19 protein-coding genes are annotated in these 20,100 nt (G+C 62.7%); 15 read left to right on the plus strand and 4 right to left on the minus strand.

What is annotated here, in order from left to right; all coding sequences use genetic code 11:
* Positions 1-16: 16 nt before the first annotated feature.
* The 4 genes from ACK2SD_RS08670 to flgA form a co-directional block, all read right to left on the minus strand.
* Positions 17-760, minus strand: coding sequence for a flagellar brake protein (locus tag ACK2SD_RS08670; RefSeq protein ID WP_342651019.1), 744 nt, complete (start codon positions 758-760; stop codon positions 17-19).
* 80 nt (positions 761-840) lie between these two features.
* Entirely contained in the window at positions 841-1,308 is a 468-nt protein-coding gene (locus tag ACK2SD_RS08675; RefSeq protein WP_304483253.1) for a flagella synthesis protein FlgN, read from the minus strand.
* A gap of 46 nt (positions 1,309-1,354) precedes the next feature.
* The gene (flgM, locus tag ACK2SD_RS08680) at positions 1,355-1,669 is read right to left on the minus strand and encodes a flagellar biosynthesis anti-sigma factor FlgM (RefSeq protein WP_039578995.1); all 315 of its coding nucleotides are present in this window, start codon (positions 1,667-1,669) and stop codon (positions 1,355-1,357) included.
* Between the two features lie 159 nt (positions 1,670-1,828).
* The gene (gene flgA, locus ACK2SD_RS08685) at positions 1,829-2,581 is read right to left on the minus strand and encodes a flagellar basal body P-ring formation chaperone FlgA (protein ID WP_412461894.1); all 753 of its coding nucleotides are present in this window, start codon (positions 2,579-2,581) and stop codon (positions 1,829-1,831) included.
* Positions 2,582-2,648: 67 nt separating this feature from the next.
* On the opposite strand from flgA, the gene ACK2SD_RS08690 reads away from it, so the two are divergent.
* The 15 genes from ACK2SD_RS08690 (at position 2,649) to ACK2SD_RS08760 (ending at position 20,078) form a co-directional block, all read left to right on the plus strand.
* Positions 2,649-3,578 carry a chemotaxis protein CheV gene (locus ACK2SD_RS08690; RefSeq protein WP_029612440.1) on the plus strand — a complete coding sequence of 310 codons (930 nt, stop codon included), beginning with the start codon at positions 2,649-2,651 and terminating at the stop codon, positions 3,576-3,578.
* A 51-nt stretch (positions 3,579-3,629) separates the two neighbouring features.
* A complete protein-coding gene (gene cheR, locus ACK2SD_RS08695) occupies positions 3,630-4,457 on the plus strand; it encodes a protein-glutamate O-methyltransferase CheR (RefSeq protein ID WP_029612439.1) in 828 nt (275 codons plus the stop codon).
* Positions 4,458-4,710: 253 nt separating this feature from the next.
* Positions 4,711-5,118 carry a flagellar basal body rod protein FlgB gene (gene flgB, locus ACK2SD_RS08700; protein ID WP_029612438.1) on the plus strand — a complete coding sequence of 136 codons (408 nt, stop codon included), beginning with the start codon at positions 4,711-4,713 and terminating at the stop codon, positions 5,116-5,118.
* Positions 5,119-5,120: 2 nt separating this feature from the next.
* Complete coding sequence (gene flgC / locus ACK2SD_RS08705; RefSeq protein ID WP_029612437.1) at positions 5,121-5,564, plus strand: flagellar basal body rod protein FlgC; 444 nt, start codon at positions 5,121-5,123, stop codon at positions 5,562-5,564.
* A gap of 16 nt (positions 5,565-5,580) precedes the next feature.
* On the plus strand, positions 5,581-6,273 hold the full coding sequence (flgD, locus tag ACK2SD_RS08710) for a flagellar hook assembly protein FlgD (protein ID WP_295482391.1): 693 nt from the start codon (positions 5,581-5,583) through the stop codon (positions 6,271-6,273).
* 30 nt (positions 6,274-6,303) lie between these two features.
* On the plus strand, positions 6,304-7,662 hold the full coding sequence (flgE, locus tag ACK2SD_RS08715; protein WP_412461895.1) for a flagellar hook protein FlgE: 1,359 nt from the start codon (positions 6,304-6,306) through the stop codon (positions 7,660-7,662).
* Between the two features lie 72 nt (positions 7,663-7,734).
* Positions 7,735-7,920, plus strand: a complete 186-nt coding sequence (locus ACK2SD_RS08720; RefSeq protein ID WP_039578985.1) for a hypothetical protein — start codon at positions 7,735-7,737, stop codon at positions 7,918-7,920.
* Positions 7,921-8,133: 213 nt separating this feature from the next.
* Entirely contained in the window at positions 8,134-8,874 is a 741-nt protein-coding gene (locus tag ACK2SD_RS08725) for a flagellar basal body rod protein FlgF (RefSeq protein WP_039578983.1), read from the plus strand.
* 48 nt (positions 8,875-8,922) lie between these two features.
* A complete protein-coding gene (gene flgG / locus ACK2SD_RS08730; protein ID WP_029612435.1) occupies positions 8,923-9,708 on the plus strand; it encodes a flagellar basal-body rod protein FlgG in 786 nt (261 codons plus the stop codon).
* A 60-nt stretch (positions 9,709-9,768) separates the two neighbouring features.
* Positions 9,769-10,464, plus strand: a complete 696-nt coding sequence (gene flgH / locus ACK2SD_RS08735) for a flagellar basal body L-ring protein FlgH (protein WP_039578982.1) — start codon at positions 9,769-9,771, stop codon at positions 10,462-10,464.
* 12 nt (positions 10,465-10,476) lie between these two features.
* Positions 10,477-11,586, plus strand: a complete 1,110-nt coding sequence (locus ACK2SD_RS08740; protein WP_039583238.1) for a flagellar basal body P-ring protein FlgI — start codon at positions 10,477-10,479, stop codon at positions 11,584-11,586.
* 11 nt (positions 11,587-11,597) lie between these two features.
* On the plus strand, positions 11,598-12,794 hold the full coding sequence (flgJ, locus tag ACK2SD_RS08745) for a flagellar assembly peptidoglycan hydrolase FlgJ (RefSeq protein ID WP_412461896.1): 1,197 nt from the start codon (positions 11,598-11,600) through the stop codon (positions 12,792-12,794).
* A gap of 12 nt (positions 12,795-12,806) precedes the next feature.
* Entirely contained in the window at positions 12,807-14,852 is a 2,046-nt protein-coding gene (gene flgK, locus ACK2SD_RS08750) for a flagellar hook-associated protein FlgK (protein ID WP_412461897.1), read from the plus strand.
* 14 nt (positions 14,853-14,866) lie between these two features.
* The gene (locus tag ACK2SD_RS08755; protein WP_412461898.1) at positions 14,867-16,435 is read left to right on the plus strand and encodes a flagellar hook-associated protein 3; all 1,569 of its coding nucleotides are present in this window, start codon (positions 14,867-14,869) and stop codon (positions 16,433-16,435) included.
* Between the two features lie 73 nt (positions 16,436-16,508).
* On the plus strand, positions 16,509-20,078 hold the full coding sequence (locus tag ACK2SD_RS08760) for a glycosyltransferase (RefSeq protein WP_412461899.1): 3,570 nt from the start codon (positions 16,509-16,511) through the stop codon (positions 20,076-20,078).
* Positions 20,079-20,100: the final 22 nt, after the last annotated feature.

Here is a 20,100-nt window from a genome sequence, read left to right on the forward strand (position 1 = left end):
GGCTATCGGCGCGGAATCAATAATCGTCTTTGTCGAATCGCCGCGCTTCACGCTGCAACTGATAAACGAAGCTCTCGACCTTGCGCTGGCCCTGGCCGCTGAGGTTGTGAAAGCGCAAGCCGGCAAAGGTGGTGTTGATGCGCTCTTCGAAGTGCAGGTGCCGTAGCTCCACCATCACATCGCTCAGGCCAAGCGGATTGGCAGCCTTGAAGCGTTCATAGACCTGACCCAGCTGCAGACGCTCCTCGACGTTGCCGTCGAAACGCAGCTTGCAACCGGTGGCGGATACGTCCAGCAGCTTGCCACGCATGGCGCCGTTGCCTTTGAGGTGCGTGCCATCGAGGGTGATGTCGACCAGTTGCGACAGCTTCAGCGCAGCGCGGAAGGCGTTACGACGCTGGTGGTAGGTCATTTCCTGCGGAAGCGCGCCACGGTAGCAGCGGTGCCCATCGACTTCACCGAGGGTCAGCGAGGTATTGCATTCCCAAGCGATGCGTACCCCATCATGAAAGCCCTCGACGCGGAAAGGCTCGCCGTTTTCGATGAATCGCTCGCCATCACGGGGAATGAGCTCGTCCAGGGCCAGCACGTCGGCATCCCGGTCCACGTGAACCACGTAGCTCTGGAAACGCTGGCTGCGCTCGGGGAAGCTGATGATCAGCGGGTCGTGGCTGTCCATCAGTTGGCGCAGGTTGGCCGCAATTTCCAGCGCGGTGGTGAGCACCTTCGGTGGCTGAGGTGCATCGGTTTCAGTGAACACGGATTATCGATCTCCAGGCAAAAACGGCACACGCAAGTTACGGCATTTTGCCAGTATGATCCGTGCCTTGAACAGGACTATTAAACCTGGCTGATCGCCCGAGGCTTGTCCATGGGGGAGGTGGTGCCACGGCTGTCATACAGTGACGGAGAGTCGCCACCCATGAGGATTCTGATCTGATTGGCCGTGGCGTGCTGCTGCACCTGGATGACCCGACCGTTGGTCTCGTTGACCTTCTGGCAAGCGTCCATCAGGCCGGTCAGCACATCGAGCTGCTGGAGGATGAGCTCACCATTGACCGACTGCGCGGCAACGGCCTGCACGCCTGCCCGGTCGGCACTCAGGCCCAGCCCGTTGAGCAGGTGATTACGGCGCATGCCCTGCTGCTCGAGCAAGACGATCAGCGACTGCTTGCGGGCCAGGATGGTCTCCAGTACCTGCATGTCACGACCATGCAGGGCCACCGTCTCCTTTTGCAGGAGGTCGAGCAGTTCCTGGGTCGGCGCGATGTCGTCTTCGATCAGTTGCAGCAGTGTGGTGTCGTGCATGGCTGGCTCTGGGCTCTGGCGTCCTGTGAGTCAGCGCACCCGGGGGTTAGCGCTGAGCTTCGAAATCAAGCAGTTTGGAGGCGACACGGCCGGCATCGACCTTGTAGCTGCCATCGGCGATCGCTTGCTTCAACTGCGCCACACGGGCGTTGTCGACTGCGGGCTGATCGCGCAGCTTGTCGCTGATCTGTTGCAACTTCTGGGCCTCTTGGCTCAGGTGTACCGCTTCTCCGCTGACGCTGGCCGGCTTGCTGGTATCGCTGCTGGCCGCGGCTTTTTCGCTGTTGCCGCTTGCGCTGGTGCTGCGCACGCCGCCCGCTACGGACGGGGAGTTATTCAAACGACTGAAGTCGATGACCATGATCAGAAACCTCTGGGTAAATAGGACGCTTGCCTTTGTTTCGGCTAACCCGGAGCAAACTTTAGGCATAAAAGTTTTGCCGTCCGTCAGTACAGGCGCGCATCCCGATTTCTGACCCAGTTTAGGAAAGGCGGTTCCTTGCCGCCAGTCCCCCACCCGTTACATAGGCACCTCGACCTGGCCCGGTCCGATCACCGTGGCCTTGACCACCCGCTTGGAATTGAGGTTGCGCACGCGGATCTGCTCGGTCAGGCCGCCTTTGGCCAGCGCCTCCCCCGGCATTCTCACGCTCAGGCCGCCGCTGCGGGCGGTGATCACCACCTGGTCGCCCTTGCGAATCACTTCGGCCTGCTCCAACTGCTGCAAGGTGAGCACCTGGTCCATCACGGTGGGGCGCAACAGCTTCATGCCCACGGCTTGATCGAGGTCGCTGATGAACCCTTGGCCCAGGCTGCTGACGTCGCGCTCGCGCAGGGTCACGTCGCCTTCGCCGATCACGCTTTCGCGCTTGAGCGGGCGGGTCATGACCACCACGTCGCGCAGCAGCTTGACCTGCGCCGGCACGAACACGGTCCACGGCGCTTCGCCGTCACAGCGTACCCGCACCGTCACTCGCCCCAGTGGCTGTGCCGGACTTTCCAGCGAGGCGTCCAGCGACTGGCTGCACAGCGGCATGCGCAGGCGCGGGTCGAGGCTGTTGACCTGGATGTCATAACGCCCAGGGGTCTGCGTGCGGCTCAGATAATCTTCGACGGTGAACTCAAGAAACCCTTGGGTGACACCGATAAGTTGTTCAGGCAAGGTAAACGAATCCGCCAGCGTGCGAGCGCCGGACGCGAACAGGCAAGCGGTGGCCAGAAAAAGGGCCACGAGGCGTGTCGGTCGTCGGAAAAATGTCGTTTTCGTGTACATGGGCTCAAAAAAGCAAAGCCCGTGCCGACTTGTTGTCTAGCAAGCAGAAAAACATAAGGAGTCTGGCATGGCTGGCGTTATGGATTCGGTCAACCAGCGCACACAGCTGGTTGGACAGAATCGCCTGGAGCTGCTGTTGTTCCGTCTCAATGGCGATCAACTCTACGGCATCAACGTGTTCAAGGTGCGGGAGGTGCTGCAGTGCCCGGACCTGACCCTGTTGCCCAAGTCACATGCGGTGGTGCGTGGCGTGGCGAACATTCGCGGGGCGACCATTCCCATTCTCGACCTGTCGATGGCCACCGGTCTGCCGGGCCTGAAGGAAGAGACGCGCAACAGTTTCGTGATCATCACCGAATACAACACCAAGACCCAGGGCTTCCTGGTGCACTCGGTCGAGCGCATCGTCAACATGAACTGGGAAGAAATCCATCCGCCACCCAAGGGCACCGGCCGCGATCACTACCTCACGGCGGTCACCCGTGTGGACAATCGCATGGTCGAGATCATCGACGTGGAGAAGGTGCTGGCCGAAGTGGCGCCGTCGTCGGAGTCGGTCTCGGCCGGCGTGGTGGATGCCGACGTGCAGGACAAGGCCGTGTTGCTGCGGGTGCTGACGGTCGATGACTCGTCGGTGGCACGCAAGCAGGTCAGCCGTTGTCTGCAGACCGTGGGCGTGGAAGTGGTGGCACTCAACGATGGCCGTCAGGCGCTCGACTACCTGCGCAAGCTGGTCGATGAGGGCAAGCGTCCGGAAGAAGAATTCCTGATGATGATTTCCGACATTGAAATGCCGGAGATGGACGGCTATACCCTCACTGCCGAGATTCGCAGCGATCCACGCATGCAAAAGCTGCACATCCTCCTGCATACTTCGCTGTCGGGCGTGTTCAACCAGGCGATGGTCAAGAAAGTCGGTGCTGATGACTTCCTGGCCAAGTTCAGGCCGGATGACCTGGCCCACCGCGTGGTCGACCGGATCAAGGCGACGCACTGAAACTGTCGGGGGTTCGCCCCCGGCGCAAGCGATTGAAAAGAGGCGGCAGCATTGTCTACGGGTAATTTGGATTTCGAACAGTTCAGGGTCTTCCTGGAGAAAGCCTGTGGCATCCTGCTGGGCGAAAATAAGCAGTATCTGGTGTCCAGCCGTCTCAACAAGTTGATGGAGCAGCAGGGCATCAAGAGCCTCGGCGAGCTGGTGCAGCGCATTCAGACCCAGCCACGCAGCGGTCTGCGCGAGCAGGTCGTCGATGCCATGACCACCAACGAAACCCTGTGGTTTCGCGACACCTATCCGTTCGAGGTGCTCAAGAGCCGGGTCATCCCGGAGTTCATCCGTGCCAACCCGGGGCAGCGCCTGCGCATCTGGTCGGCGGCGTGTTCGTCGGGTCAGGAGCCGTATTCGCTGTCGATGGCCATCGACGAATTCGAGCGCAGCAATCTTGGCCAGTTGAAGATGGGGGCGCAGATCGTTGCCACCGACCTCTCCGGCGCCATGCTGAACAACTGCAAAACCGGCGAGTACGACAGCCTGGCCATCGCCCGTGGCCTGTCCCAGGAACGCCTGCAGCGCTACTTCGACCCGAAAGGCCCGGGCCGCTGGGCGGTCAAGCCGCCGATTCGCAGTCGCGTCGAGTTCCGCTCGTTCAACCTGCTCGACAGCTACGCGTCGCTGGGCAAGTTCGACATCGTGTTCTGCCGCAACGTGTTGATCTACTTCTCCGCCCAGGTGAAGAAAGACATCCTCATGCGCATTCATGCCACCCTCAAACCGGGTGGCTATCTGTTCCTCGGCGCCTCCGAAGCGCTGAACGGCTTGCCGGATCATTACCAGATGGTCCAGTGCAGTCCGGGGATCATCTACCAGGCCAAGTGATGAAAAAGCCGGTGTCGAAAGACGCCGGTTTTTTCGTTCTGCGCGATCACGTCAATTTTTTGGATTGCCGCCGTTGCCGCTGCGCTTTTGCCGCTTCGCCGCCATGAAGCGGAAACCCCTTGCCGCTTTTCTGGCAGGCCAAACCCCTCGCTAAAGGTTCAATGCCCGGCATTGCTGGGCTGTAGCGTGTTGGCACAGCCCTTGCTATATCTTGGCCAACGCAACGCTGGTCAACCTTCGAAGGTTCCCCGACATGAGCATCAGCTTCGACAACGCCCTCGGCATCCACGAAAAGGCATTGGGTCTGCGCGCCCAGCGCGCCGAGGTGCTGGCCAACAACATCGCCAACGCCGACACCCCCGGCTACAAGGCTCGCGACCTGGACTTCGCCTCGGTACTGGCCGGTGAGTCCGGCAAGCGCACCGAAGAGCGGGTGTCGTTGCAGCGCACCAACAGCCGACACATCGAGGCCGAAGGCATGGCGCTGGCCGACGACACGCTCAAGTACCGCACGCCGATGCAGCCGTCGATCGACCAGAACACCGTCGATGCCCATATGGAACAGTCGAACTACACGCAGAACGCCATCGACTTCCAGGCCAGCTTCACCTTGCTCAACAGTAAATTCAAAGGGCTGGTATCGGCCCTGCGCGGAGAGTGACCATGTCCCTTGCCAGTGTCTTCAATATCGCCGGTAGCGGCATGAGTGCGCAGAACACGCGCCTGAACACCGTCGCTTCCAACATCGCCAACGCCGAGACCGTGTCCTCGAGCATCGACCAGACCTACCGTGCCCGCCACCCGGTGTTCGCCACCACCTTCGAGCAGGCGCAGAACGGCGGCAGCCAGTCGCTGTTCGAGGATCAGGGGCAGGCCGGCCAGGGCGTGCAGGTCAAGGGCATCATCGAGGACCAGAGCAATCTGGAGGCTCGCTACGAGCCCAACCACCCGGCGGCGAACAAGGACGGCTACGTCTACTACCCCAACGTCAACGTGGTCGAGGAGATGGCTGACATGATCTCCGCCAGCCGTGCGTTCCAGACCAACGCCGAGCTGATGAACACCGCCAAGACCATGATGCAGAAGGTCCTGACCCTGGGTCAGTGATCACGGAGTGTAAGACATGGCCACGAACCTCAATGAAGTCCTCGCCAATTCGGGCGTGAGCACCACTGCCAACACCAAGAAGAACACCACCGAGTCGACCGACAAGAACGCGCTCGGCAAAGATGCCTTCCTGCAGTTGCTGGTCACCCAGATGCAGCACCAGAACCCCCTCGACCCGCAGGACAACAGCGAGTTCGTCTCGCAGTTGGCGCAGTTCAGCAGCCTGGAGGGCATCCAGACCCTCAACCAGTCGGTCAATGGCATTACCAGTGCAATGGGTTCCTCTCAGGCCCTGCAGGCGTCCTCGCTGGTCGGTCGCTCGGTGATCGTGCAGAACGACAAGGCCATGATCGACCCTAGCAAGAGCCTCAATGGCCAGGTGGTGGTGCCGCAGAACATCGACAACGGCAAGATCACCATCAAGGACAAGGACGGCAACGTGGTCAAGACCATCGACCTCGGCGCGCAGAACAAGGGCAATGCCGACTTCATCTGGGACGGCACCAACGACAAAGGCGAGAAGGTCGCTGCCGGCAACTACAGCTTCAGCGCCACCACCACCGTCGATGGCAAGGCCCAGCAGATGTACACCCTGCTGCCGGCCACGGTCACCAGCGTCACTGTCGCCGGTGCGGGCGGCGAGATGATGCTCAACCTCGCCGGCATCGGCAAGGTCGGCATCTCCAAAGTACAAACCATCGGAATCTAAGGCCGGTCTGTTCGGCAGAAGGAGCACTACATGTCTTTCAATATCGGCCTTAGCGGTCTCTACGCAGCCAACAAGCAACTGGACGTCACCGGCAACAACATCGCCAACGTCAACACTACCGGCTTCAAGTCGTCGCGCGCCGAGTTCGCCGACGTCTATGCCGGCGCCAACCGTCTGGGCGTGGGCAAGAACCAGATCGGCAATGGCGTGCGCCTGGCCGCCGTCTCGCAGCAGTTCACCCAGGGTGACGTGAACAATACCGGCAACGTGCTGGACATGGGCATCCAGGGCCAGGGCTACTTCGTGCTCTCGGACAACGGCTCGCTTAGCTATACCCGTGCCGGTGCGTTCCGCACCGACAAGAACAGCAACGTGGTCACCTCCGACGGTTTGAACCTGCAAGGCTACGCCGCCGACAGCACCGGCAAGATCCAGAAGGGCATCCTCACCAATCTGAAGATCGACACCTCGGCACTGGCGCCCAAGGCGACCACCCTGATCGATCAGGGCATCAACCTGAACTCCTCCGCCGACACCATTCCCCTGGAAGTGTCCAACGGCGCTACGCCGCCGGTGATGGTGCCGAACAAGCCGTTCGACCCGGCCGACCAGACCACCTACACCAAATCGTTCCCGACCAAGGTCTACGATAACCAGGGCAACGAACACACGATGGAGCAGTTCTATCGCAAGACTGGCACCAACGAGTGGACCATGTATACCTTGGTTGATGGTCGCAACCCGCTCGATCCGACCAGTGCCGCGCCGCTGACCGGTACCATGGAATTCAATGCCGACGGCAGCATCAAGGCCATGGCCACCGACAACACCAGCGTGCCTGCCGCGAACTGGAGCGTGACCAACAACACCTTCAGCCTCAAGGGCTGGATCCCGGCGTCCAAGGACGCCTCCGGTAACTGGGCGAGCAACGGTTCGAGCGGCAACACCGACGGCATGCGCCTGTCGATGAACAGCACCACCTCGTACAACACCGAGACCGCGCGCATGTCGCAGAGCCAGGACGGTTACGCCACCGGCATCCTGTCGAGCCTGTCGATCGACTCCTCGGGGGTGATGTTCGCCAGCTTCAGCAACCAGCAGTCGCGTGCAATCGGCCAAGTGGCCATCGCCAGCTTCGCCAACGACCAGGGGCTGCAGCAGATCGGCGGTACCCGCTGGAAGGAAACTTTCGCTTCCGGCATTCCGGGTGTCGATGCGCCGAAGACCGGCACCCTGGGTTCGGTGGAGTCCAACTCCCTGGAAGCCTCGAACGTCAACCTGACGCAGGAACTGGTCGAGCTGGTCAAGGCGCAGAGCAACTACCAGGCCAACGCCAAGACCATCTCCACCGAAAGCACCATCATGCAGACCATCATCCAGATGACCTGATGGTCTTCGATCGAGCGTAGTGATCCGAGCCCCTTTGCCTTGAAGGGGCTCGTCGTTTGTGCAGGAGTGATCATGAGGAAAGTCGCAGTCGCGCTGCTTGCCGGGCTGTGCCTGCTGCAGGCCCAGGCCGGCACCGCGCCCTGGTGGCGCTGGGAGAGTCAGGTAGACGGACGTCTGGTGTGCTCGCAGTGGTCGCCAGGGGAGGGCTGGAAGCGCTTCGCCGGGCCCTATGACAATGGCGGATGCCGTGACCGCTGAGGGCGGCTTCGCGGCTCTCGAACTTTTGGCACCCCCTTGCCACCGGCGGCAAAGCCGCGCCGGATAACCGACATCCAACCACTGCTCCGATCCCTCGAAAGCCCGTGTCCACGGGCTTTTTAGCGAATTCTGGAAAGTTGGTTCGGAACTTGCTTTACAGCCTGCACAGCAACGGTGAGCGGCAATCGATCGCCAGTGCAGCGGAGGATGACTGTGGACAAGATGCTTTACGTCGCCATGACCGGCGCCGCCCAGAACGCGGTGGCGCAGAAGGCGCATGCCAACAACCTGGCGAACGTTTCCACCAACGGCTTTCAGCGCGACCTGGAACAGGCGCGTTCGATGCCCGTGTTCGGCGACAGCTTTCCGGCGCGTGCCTTCGCCATGAGCGAGCGGCCCGCCACCGACTTCAGTGCAGGCCCGTTGATCGAAACCGGTCGTGACCTGGACGTGGCGGTCAGCGGCAACGGTTTCATGGCCGTGCAGGCGCCGGACGGCAGCGAAGCTTACGTGCGCACCGGCAGCCTGAACATCGACGCGCTCGGCGTGCTGCGTGCCGGCAATGGCATGGCGGTGATGGGCAACGGCGGACCGATCGCCATTCCGCCTGAGCAGAAAGTCGAAGTGGGTGACGACGGCACCATCAGCATTCGCGCCATGGGTGAAGATCCGCGGGTCATGGCCGAAGTGGACCGCATCAAGCTGGTGAACCCGGACATCAAGGCCATGCATAAAGGCCTGGATGGATTGATCCACACCAACAGCGGCCAGCCGGCCGATGCCGATGCCAACGTGCGCGTGGTCTCGGGTTTCCTTCAGGGCAGCAACGTCAATGCCGTGGAAGAAATGACCTCGGTGCTGGCGCTGTCCCGTCAGTTCGAACTGCACGTCAAGATGATGAAGGCCGCCGAAGAAGGCGACCAAGCCATGGCTCGGGTCTTGCAACTCGGCTAATTACCTTTGAACGGGTGCCGTAAAACAGGCGCACGAGGAGAACACTGAATGCTTCCGGCTCTTTGGGTCGCTAAAACCGGCCTCTCCGCACAGGACACCAACCTGTCGGTCATCTCCAACAACCTGGCCAACGTCTCGACCACTGGCTTCAAGCGCGACCGTGCCGAGTTCCAGGACCTGCTGTACCAGACCAAGCGTCAGCCTGGCGCCCAGTCGACCCAGGACAGCGAGCTGCCGTCGGGTCTGCAGGTCGGTACCGGTGTGCGCGTCGTCGGCACCCAGAAGAACTTCCAGACCGGCAGCTTGCAGACCACCGAGAACCCGCTGGACCTGGCCGTCAACGGCCGGGGGTTCTTCCAGGTCCTGCAGCCTGATGGCACCGTTTCCTATACCCGTGACGGCACCTTCCACCTCAATTCGGACGGCCAGATCGTCACCGCCAACGGTTTCGCCCTGGAGCCCGCCATCGTCGTGCCGCCGGAGGCGCAGACCTTCACCGTCGGCCAGGACGGCACCGTGTCGATCACTGTGCCCGGCAACCCGGCCGCGCAGATCATCGGCAACATCCAGACCGCCGACTTCATCAACCCGGCCGGCCTGCAGGCGATCGGCAGCAACCTGTTCTTCGAGACCGCCGCCAGCGGCGCGCCGCAGGTGGGCACCCCGGGCCTGAACGGGCTGGGTACCACGCTGCAGCAGACCTTGGAGAACTCCAACGTCAGCACCGTGGAAGAACTGGTGAACATGATCACCACCCAGCGTGCCTACGAGATGAACTCCAAGGTCATCTCCACCGCCGACCAGATGCTGTCGTTCGTCACCCAGAAACTCTGAGCCCTGGCTCTAGCGACCCGGCTGCCGTGGCAGCGCCCGTTACACCGTGAGGTAAGCGTCATGAATCGTCTGTTGTCCGTCGTCGCCCTGGGTGGTGCCGTGTTGCTGGCCGGCTGCGTCGCACCGTCGGCCAAGCCCAACGACCCGTACTATGCGCCCGTGCTGCCACGCACCCCGCTGCCGTCGGCGGCCAACAACGGTTCGATCTACCAGGCCGGGTTCGAACAGAACATGTATGGCGACCGCAAGGCGTTCCGGGTCGGTGACATCATCACCATCACCCTCAACGAGCGCACCTCGGCGAGCAAGAATGCCGGTTCGCAGTTGCAGAAGAACAGCAAGGCCAACCTCGGTCTGACCTCGTTGTTCGGCACCACCCCGAACACCAACAACCCGTTCGGCGGTGGCGACCTGTCGCTCAATGCCGGCTACAACGGCGATCGCACCACCAAGGGCGCCAGCCAGGCCAGCCAGGGCAACACCCTGACCGGCTCGGTCACCGTGACCGTGGCCGAGGTGCTGCCCAACGGCATCATCGCCGTGCGCGGCGAGAAGTGGATGACCCTGAACACCGGCGAAGAGCTGGTGCGCATTGCCGGGCTGGTGCGTGCCGACGACATCGCCACCGACAACACCGTGCCGTCCACCCGTGTGGCCGACGCGCGCATCACCTATTCGGGCACCGGCTCCTTCGCCGACGCCAGCCAGCCCGGGTGGCTGGACCGCTTCTTCATGAGCCCGCTTTGGCCCTTCTGAGTACGGATGACCATGTTCAACGCCAGGCAGTTGATTGCCGCGACCTTGCTCCTGACCTTCGCCGTCGCCGCCCAGGCCGAACGGCTGAAGGACATCGCCAGCATTTCCGGCGTGCGCGCCAACCAGCTGATCGGCTACGGGCTGGTGGTGGGGCTCAACGGCACCGGTGACCAGACCACCCAGACGCCGTTCACCCTGCAGACCTTCAACAACATGCTCTCGCAGTTCGGCATCAAGGTGCCGCCGGGATCGGGCAACGTGCAGCTCAAGAACGTCGCGGCGGTGTCGGTGCATGCCGACCTGCCGGCGTTCGCCAAGCCGGGGCAGGTGATCGACATCACCGTGTCCTCGATCGGTAACTCCAAGAGCCTGCGCGGCGGCAGCCTGCTGATGACGCCACTCAAGGGTATCGACGGCAACGTCTATGCCATCGCCCAGGGCAACCTGGTGGTCGGTGGCTTCGACGCCGAAGGTCGCGACGGCTCCAAGATCACCGTCAACGTGCCGTCGGCCGGACGCATTCCCGGCGGCGCCTCGGTCGAGCGCGCGGTGCCGAGCGGCTTCAACCAAGGCAATACCCTGACCCTGAACCTCAACCGCCCTGACTTCACCACGGCCAAGCGCATCGTCGACAAGGTCAACGAGCTGCTCGGCCCGGGCGTGGCCCAGGCATTGGACGGCGGATCGGTACGCGTCAGCGCGCCGATGGACCCCAGCCAGCGCGTGGACTACCTGTCGATCCTGGAGAACCTGGAGATCGATCCCGGCCAGGCCGTGGCCAAGGTCATCATCAACTCGCGTACCGGCACCATCGTGATCGGCCAGAACGTGAAAGTCTCGCCCGCCGCCGTCACCCACGGCAGCCTGACCGTGACCATCACCGAAGACCCGATCGTCAGCCAGCCGGGGCCGCTGTCCAACGGCCAGACCGCCGTGGTGCCGCGCTCGCGGGTCAATGCGCAGCAGGAAGCCAAGCCGATGTTCAAGTTCGGCCCGGGCACCACGCTGGACGAGATCGTCCGTGCGGTGAACCAGGTCGGCGCGGCGCCGGGTGATCTGATGGCGATCCTCGAAGCCCTGAAACAGGCCGGTGCCTTGCAAGCCGACCTGATCGTGATCTGAGGAGCCTGGCGATGACCCCCAAGAGCCTGGTCTCCGGCAGCGCCGACAGCGGCGCCTACACCGACCTCAATCGCCTGAGTTCGCTCAAGCACGGCGACCGCGACAGCGAGGGCAACATCCGCAAGGTGGCCCAGGAGTTCGAATCGCTGTTCATCGGCGAGATGCTCAAGGCCTCGCGCAAGGCGGGCGATGTCATGGCGGCCGACGACCCGATGAACACCGAGACGGTGAAGCAGTACCGCGACATGTACGACCAGCAGTTGTCCGTGAGCATGTCCCGCGAGGGCGGCGGTATCGGTCTGCAGGACGTGCTGGTGCGCCAGCTGTCGAAGAACAAGGCCGCGCGCCCCAACACCAGTCCGTTCCCGCGCGTGGACGGTAATGCGCCGGCGCTGTGGGGCACCAAGGTGGTCGCCGCGCCGCAGGCGATGGAGTCCACGGCGACCCGCAACGACGTGGCGGCGCTCAATGCGCGGCGCCTGTCGCTGCCCGGCAAACTCACCGATCGCCTGTTGGCCGGCATCGTGCCGTCGGCGAGCGCGCCTGCGGCGGCTGGCAACGCAGCGGCACTGCCGCAACGTGGCGACATTCCCCCCGGCGGCGTGGCCACTGGCGACTGGGAACCGGCGCAAGCGTTCGCCGCGCCCGGGCGTGACCTGCAGATCCTCGGCCGCGCCGTGGCCCAGCCACCGCTGGCGCCGAAGAAAGCGTTCGCCGACAGCGACGCTTTCATCGCCACCATGCTGCCGATGGCCGAGCAGGCCGCCAAGCGCATCGGCATCGATCCGCGCTATCTGGTGGCCCAGGCGGCCCTGGAAACCGGCTGGGGCAAGTCGGTCATGCGCAACCCCGACGGCAGCAGCAGTCACAACCTGTTCGGCATCAAGGCCACCGGCAACTGGCAGGGCGGCGAGGCGCGGGCGATCACCAGCGAGTTTCGTGACGGCCAGTTCGTCAAGGAGACGGCGGCGTTCCGCTCCTACGCGTCGTACCAGGACAGCTTCCACGACCTGGTCAGCCTGTTACAGAACAATTCGCGCTATCAAGCTGCGGTGAACGCAGCCGATAAACCGGAACAGTTCGTGCGAGAGCTGCAGAAGGCGGGGTATGCCACCGACCCCAACTACGCCAGCAAGATCTCGCAGATCGCACGACAAATGAAGTCGGACACGAGCTACGCAATGCTCGGGACCACCACGCAACTTTAAGGGCAGCGAAACATGGCGAGCTTGATCAACATTGGCATGTCCGGGCTGGGCGCCGCGCAATCGGGGTTGCATACCCTGGGTAACAACATCGCCAACGCCGATGTGGACAGCTACTCTCGCCAGCAGATCGTGCAGAAGACCAAGGGCTCGCAGCAGACCGGCACGGTCTTCATGGGCAGCGGCACGACCCTGGCCGACGTGCGCCGGGTGTACAACGCCTTCCTCGAGAACCAGCTGCGCACCACCACCTCGTTGTCCAGCGACACCACCTCGTACCTCAAGCAGATCGCTCCGCTCGATACGGCGCTGTCGAGTGCCGACACCGGCATCACCGCAGCGCTGAAGGGCTTCTTCAACGCCATGCAGGACGCGGCGGCCAAGCCCAACGAGGACGCCTCGCGGCAATTGCTGCTGACCGGCGCGCAGACCTTGGCCAAGCGCTTCAACAGCCTGTCCTCGCAGCTCAATCAACAGAACACCAACCTCAACGCCAACATGGCGTCGATGGCCGACCAGGTGAACAAGCTCACCACCACCATCGCCCAGTTCAACGAGCAGATTTCCCGTGTCTCGGCGATCCAGGGCCAGCCCAACGACCTGCTCGATCAGCGCGACGGTGCGGTGCGCGAACTGAACAAGCTGGTCGGCACCCAGGTGGTCGAGCGCGAAGGCAACTACGACATCTACTTGCCCAACGGCCAGGCGCTGGTGCTCGGCAAGACCACCCAGGCCCTGGAAGTGGCGCCGGGGCGCGACGATCCCACGCGCATGAGCCTGGTCATCAACCGTGGCAGCACCAAGATGGACATCACCGCGTCCACCACCGGCGGTGAGCTCGGCGGCCTGCTGCGTTACCGCAAGGAAACCCTGGACCCGGCGCTCAACGAGCTGGGCCGCGTGGCGCTGGTGATCTCCGACGCGATCAACAGCCAACTGGGGCAGGGCATCGACAAGAACGGCGAGTTCGGCGCGCTGCTGTTCGGCGACATCAACAGCGCCAAGGCCGTCAGCGAGCGCAGCATCGCCCGACAAGGCAACAGCGCCGGTTCCGGCAACCTCGATGTGACCATCAAGGACAGCGGCAAGCTCGGCACCAGCGATTACCAGGTGACCTTCACCAGCGCCACCGGCTACAACGTGCGCAAGCTGCCCGATGGCACCGACATGGGCAATTTCGACCTCACCGATAACCCGCCCAAGGTGATCGAAGGTTTCAGCCTGTCGCTCAACGGCGGCGCGGTGTCCGCGGGTGACAGTTTCAAGATCACCCCGACGCGCAATGCCGCTGCCGGTATGCAGGCGGTGCTCACCGACCCCAAGCGCCTGGCCATGTCCTCGCCACTGAGCGTGGTCAACGGCGCGGGCAACCAGGGCACCGGGCTGGTCAACCAGCCGACCCTGACCTCCAAGCTGGACATCTACAATGCCACCGACCGCGCGCAGTTGCAGACGGGCCTGAAGTACTCCACGCCGGTCAAACTGGTGTTCGGCGACGACTCCGCCTCGCCCCAGGGCTACACCCTGTACGACGCCAAGGGCAATTCGATCGGCACCGGCACCATCATTCCCGGCCAGAGCAACAAGCTGCAGCTCTCGGTGCCGATGGTCGACGGCTCCGGCAACCCGATCATGGACGGCGCCACCCAGCGTAATTTCACTTTCGAGATGGACGTGTCGGGTGCGCCGAAGAGCGGTGACAACTTCACGGTGTCGCTGACCGCCGGCGGTTCCTCCGACAACCGCAACGCCCAGTCGATTCTCGATCTGCAAACCAAGGCCACGGTGGACGTCGGCGCTGACGGCCGTGGTATCAGCATGACCGACGCCTACGCCAAGCTGGTGTCCAACGTCGGCGGCAAGGCCAGCCAGGCGAGCATGGACATGGATGCCACCGACGCGTTGCAGAAGTCGGCACTGGAAGGGCGCGACAGCGTCTCGGGCGTGTCGATCGATGAAGAGACCGGCAACCTGGTCAAGTTCCAGCAGTACTACACCGCGTCCTCGCAGATCATCAAGGCGGCCCAGGCCACCTTCGCCACCTTGATCAACAGTCTTTGAAGGAGACGTAGACCGTGCGCATTTCCACTTCGCAGTTCTACAACACCAGCAGCACCAACAACCAGCGCAGCTTCGGCAACCTGGTCAAGACCCAGCAGGAAGCCACCGATCTGGTCCGCGTGCGTACCGCCGCCGACGATCCGGTGGGCGCCTCGCGGCTGCTGCAACTCGATCAGCAGAAGAACATGCTGGACCAGTACAAGACCAACACCACCAACGTGCGCAACGCGCTGGGCACGGCAGAGAGCACGCTCAACGGCATCAGCAACATCCTGCAGCGTGTCAACGAACTGGCGGTCAGTTCCGGCAACGCCGGCTTCACCGACGACGACCGCAAGGCCAATGCCGCCGAGCTGAAATCGCTGGAGGAGCAATTGTTCTCCCTGATGAACAGCCGTGACGAGAACGGCAAGTACCTGTTCTCCGGCTCCAAGGGCGACACCCCACCGTATGCCCGCAACGCTGACGGCACCTACAGCTATCAGGGCGACCAGAGCCAGCTCAAGCTGCAGGTCGGTGACATGCTCAGCCTGGCGACCAACGAGACGGGTTACGACGCCTTCGAACAGGCGCTCAATACCAGCCGCAGCCAGACCCGCCTGACCTCGCCGGCGGTGGACGACGGACGCGTGAGCCTGTCTGATGGCCAAGTGTCCGGCAGCGCCACCTACAACGACCGCTTCCGCGGCGGCGAGCCCTACAACATCGAGTTTCTCAGCAGCACCCAGTACCGCATCCTCGACGCCGGTGGCAACGATGTCACGCTAGAAGCCTCTCAGGGCGGCAAGTTCGACCCCAAGAGCGACAACCCTTCGATCTCTTTCCGCGGAGTGGACCTGCGTCTGGGCATCAGCCTCAAGCCGGGCGACCAGGCCAACCCGGATGCAGCCATCGCAGGGCACACCTTCAGCCTGAGCTCCAAGGCCGACTCCATCGCCGGCACGCGCAGCCCCGGCAACAGCTCTTCGGCGCAGGTGACCGGCGCTACCATCAGCAACCAGGGCCAGTACAACGCCTCGTTCCCGGGCGGCGGTGCGGTCTTGAAGTTCACCAGCGCCACCGACTTCGAGCTGTACGCCGCACCCATGAGCGACAATAGCCGCCCGATTTCCAGCGGAACGCTGTCAGGTTCAACGGCGACCGCCTCGGGGGTGAGCTTCCAACTATCGGGCACCCCCAGTGCCGGTGACGCGTTCGGCATCAAGGTCGATACCCATCAGACCCAGAACGTACTCGACACCATCGGCCAGTTGCGCGCGGCCCTGAGCTCTCCTGTAGACAGTGATCCGACGGCCAAGCGCAACTTCCAGGCCGCCTTGGATTCGGCGATCGGCAATATCCGCAGCGCGTCCGATCAGGTCGCCTCGTCCATCAGCAGCATCGGTGGCCGCGGTGCGGCGCTGGACGTGCAGTCCGAGACCAACGAGGCACTGACCACCGAGAACGCCAAGACCCAGAGCTCGATCCGCGACAGCGACCCGGCATCGGTGATGATGCGCCTGCAGATGCAGACCAACATGTATCAGGCTTCGCTGCAGTCCTACGCCAAGATCGCCAGTTTGTCGTTGGTCAATTACATCTGATCCCTCCTGCGTCGTCGTCCGTGCGCTCGCGCTCGTGAGCGCGGCGCGCGGGCCTTTCACAAGGTTCCGCGCTGTGACCCCATCCGCCCTCGTCAGCATCGTTATCCCTGCCTACCGCGCAGACTTCTTCCGCGCCACGTTGCTCAGTGCTATCGAGCAGGACTACCCGAACCTGGAGGTGCTGGTATGCGATGACAGCACGGACGGCGCCATCGAGCATATCGTCGAGCAGGTGGTGGCGCAGTCGGGTGTAGCGGTGCGCTACACGCGAAACGCTGGCACCCTAGGCTTCGGTCGCAATCTGCTGGCATGCCTGAGCGAAGCGCGTGGTGAGCTGATCAAGTTCCTGTGCGACGATGATCGTCTGTTTCCCGATTGCATAAGCCAACAGGCTGCATTGATGCAGGCGCATGCCGGCGTGAGCATGACCATTTGCCAGCGCATGCTGTGCGATGCCGACGACGCCTTGCTGCCCTCACGCATGCTCAATGCGGTTCTCTGCCCGGACGACGCGCTGATCAATGGCGGGGATCTGCTGGAGGCCCTGGAAACCTACGCGCCGAACCTGTTCGGTGGGCTCAGCCATGCCCTGATGCGTACAACCCTGGTGCAGGCGTACTTGCCAGCACTGGTGGAGGAGGGTGGCTTCGTCGCGAGGTTGGATCTGGCGCTTTACATCTGTCTGATGCGCCGAGGCGACCTGGGTCATCTCAAGCGGTATTTAAGCCTTGAGCGTCTGCATCCTGGACGCTTGAGTCACCAGACCCGGTTGGTCATGGCCTTCGACGGCGAAACCGATTGGATCAAAGCCATGCTGGCGGCACGTACCAGCGAACCTGCACCTGCCACTGGTTGGGTGCGCTATTTGCCACTGGACGAGTACAGCGCGTCGCCGGACGCGACGTGGCGCGAGTACGAGCTGAATCGGCTGTATGGCGCGCAGCAGGCGCGTCAGCAGCAGCAGGTGGGCACTGACTGCCTGTCCTTCGATGAGGTCTATGAGCAGTGGCTGGAATGTCGGGCGCTGTCCACTGCGCAGATAGCCGCATTGCCCAAGCGCTTCGAGCAATGGCCCATACGCCCGCGCATCGTATCGGTCATCTGGGCTCAGAACGGTGAAGAGCACGCTGTTCGAACGACGCTGACGAGTCTCAAGGCGCAGTCGTATGAATCGGCTGGTTGCTGGGTGCTGGCACCTGAGACCCTGGCATTGCCCGAGGACGGCTCGATCGAGCGGGTGCGCAATGACGGCGACGGCTTCGCGGCGTTGCAGGCTCGGCTGGATGCCACCGACGAATTCGACTGGGTACTGTTGCTGAGAGCCGGCGATCGCCTTGTGCCCCATGCATTGGCCATCATGGCCGAGCGGATGGCACTGGGCGGGCGTCTGTGTCTGTATCCCGACGAGGGTGGGCACGATACCTTGCGTGCGCACACGCCTATCCTCAAACCCGATTTCAACCTAGATCTGATGCGCAGTCTGCCCTACGTGGGCCGCGTGCTAGCGTTCGATTGTCAGGCATTGCGTACAGCAGGCGGTTTCGATACCACCTTCGGCCCCCTGGCGGCTCATGACCTGATCTGGCGTTTGGCCGAGCAACAGGGCCTGCAGGTGGTCGAGCATATCGATCAGTTGCTGGTGCACTGCCAGTGGGATATCGACCGCTGGTTGCGCGATCCGGACTGCGTCGCGCAGGCGCCGAAGGTCGTGGCTGCCCATCTGGCGCGATTGGGCGTGGACGCCCAGGTCATCGGGCATCAGGAACTGGCCTTGTGTCGTGTGGACTATCGTCATCACTCGCCAGCGCTGGTTTCGATTCTGGTCGATGTGGGACAGGATCTGGCAGCGGCGATGCGCTGTGTCGAATCCGTGTTCGAGCACACGCTCTACACCTCCTTCGAAGTGTTGCTGGTGGCGCCAGATGACCTCCCAGACGAGCTGCACCAGTGGTGTAGGGCGATGGCCGCATTGGGCAGCATTCAGTTGCGGGTGGTGGACGTCGGAGCCGGCGAGCGTGTGCAGCGTTTCAATCAGGCCAGTCATGCAGCTTCAGGCCAATACCTGCTGATGCTCGACAGTGCTTGCGTGGCCTTCGACGCTCATTGGTTGAGCGAGATGATGGCTCAGGCACAACGTCCTGAGGTCGGCGTGGTGGGTCCCAAGTTGTGCACCCGCGAAGGCAACGTTTTCGGGGCAGGCCTGGTATTGGGGTTGCACGGTGGTGTGAGTAGCCCGTTCGTCGGTGTGTCCGCACAGAGCAGCGGTTATCTGCATCGGCTGCAGGCGGCTCAGAACTGGAGCGCGCTGCCGCTCGATGGCATGCTGATACGCCGAGAGCTGTTCGAGACGCTCGAGGGTTTCGATCACCAGGCATTGCACGCTGGCTTGCACGACGCCGACCTCTGTTTGCGCGCTCGCGAGCGCGGCTACCTGTGCGTCTGGACCCCCTATGCGCTATTGGTGCGCCTGGGCAGCGCACACGATGTGCCGCCTGACAGTCGACGCAAGGCGCTGGATCTGGACACATTCCACAGCCGCTGGTTAGCCACGGTGGCTCGTGATCCGGCCTACAATCGCAATCTCAGCCTGAAGATGGCCAGTTTCAACCTCGATCCCGGACAGCGACGCGGTTGGGACCCCTTCATCGCTCGCGTGCTGCCGTCGGTGTTGGGGCTGCCAATCAACACCTCTGCAGTAGGTCACTACCGTGTCGCTCAACCTTTCCATGAATTGGAAAAGGCCGGATGGATCCAAGGTCGCCTGGACTACAGCACGCCGGAAATGATCGAAATCGAGCGTGAACAGCCCGATGTCATCATCCTGCAATGCCGCTACACCACCACGTCGCTCGACGAAATGAAGCGCATCAAGCGTTTGTCGAATGCGCGGCGAATCTATGAGATCGATGACTACATCATCGATGTACCGAAGAAGAACGCCCATGCGCGCAACATGCCCAGCAATATGCGCGAGTTGGTTAGCGAAGGCATTGGCCTATGCGATCGGCTGGTGGTTTCTACCCAACCTTTGGCCGACGCTCTCTCGGGCATGCACCACGACATCCGCGTAGTGCCGAACATGCTTGCCGCTCACCTGTGGGCCGACAGGCACAGCGAACGCCAGACCACTCTGCGCCCACGCGTGGGATGGGCTGGCGGCACCAGCCATCGGGGCGACCTTGAGCTGCTGCTCGACGTCATTCGCACCCTGGCCGAAGAGGTCGACTGGGTGTTCTTCGGCATGTGTCCAGATGTGCTGCGGCCTTATGTCAAAGAGTTTCACAAAGGTGTGCCGTTGGCGGTGTATCCGCAGAAACTTGCCAGTCTCAACCTCGATCTGGCCTTGGCCCCGCTTGAGCAGAACCTGTTCAACGACTGCAAGAGCAATCTAAGGCTGCTCGAGTACGGCGCTTGCGGTTTCCCGGTGATCTGCACACAGACCAAAGCCTACGATGGCTACCTGCCTTGTACGCGAGTGAGGGACAACACGTCAGCGCAGTGGCTGGAAGCTATCCGCATGCACCTCGCCGATCCGCAAGCGAGCTACCGACAGGGCGATGCCTTGCGTGAAGCAGTACTGCGAGACTACCTGCTCAGGCCTCACCATCTGCAGCAGTGGGCCAACGCCTGGCTGGCAGACTGAATGTCCGGCGCCGGTTCATCCG

Origin of the sequence: Pseudomonas sp. SC11 (assembly GCF_047039205.1) — a bacterium.
Taxonomy (GTDB): Bacteria; Pseudomonadota; Gammaproteobacteria; order Pseudomonadales; family Pseudomonadaceae; genus Aquipseudomonas; species Aquipseudomonas boreofloridensis.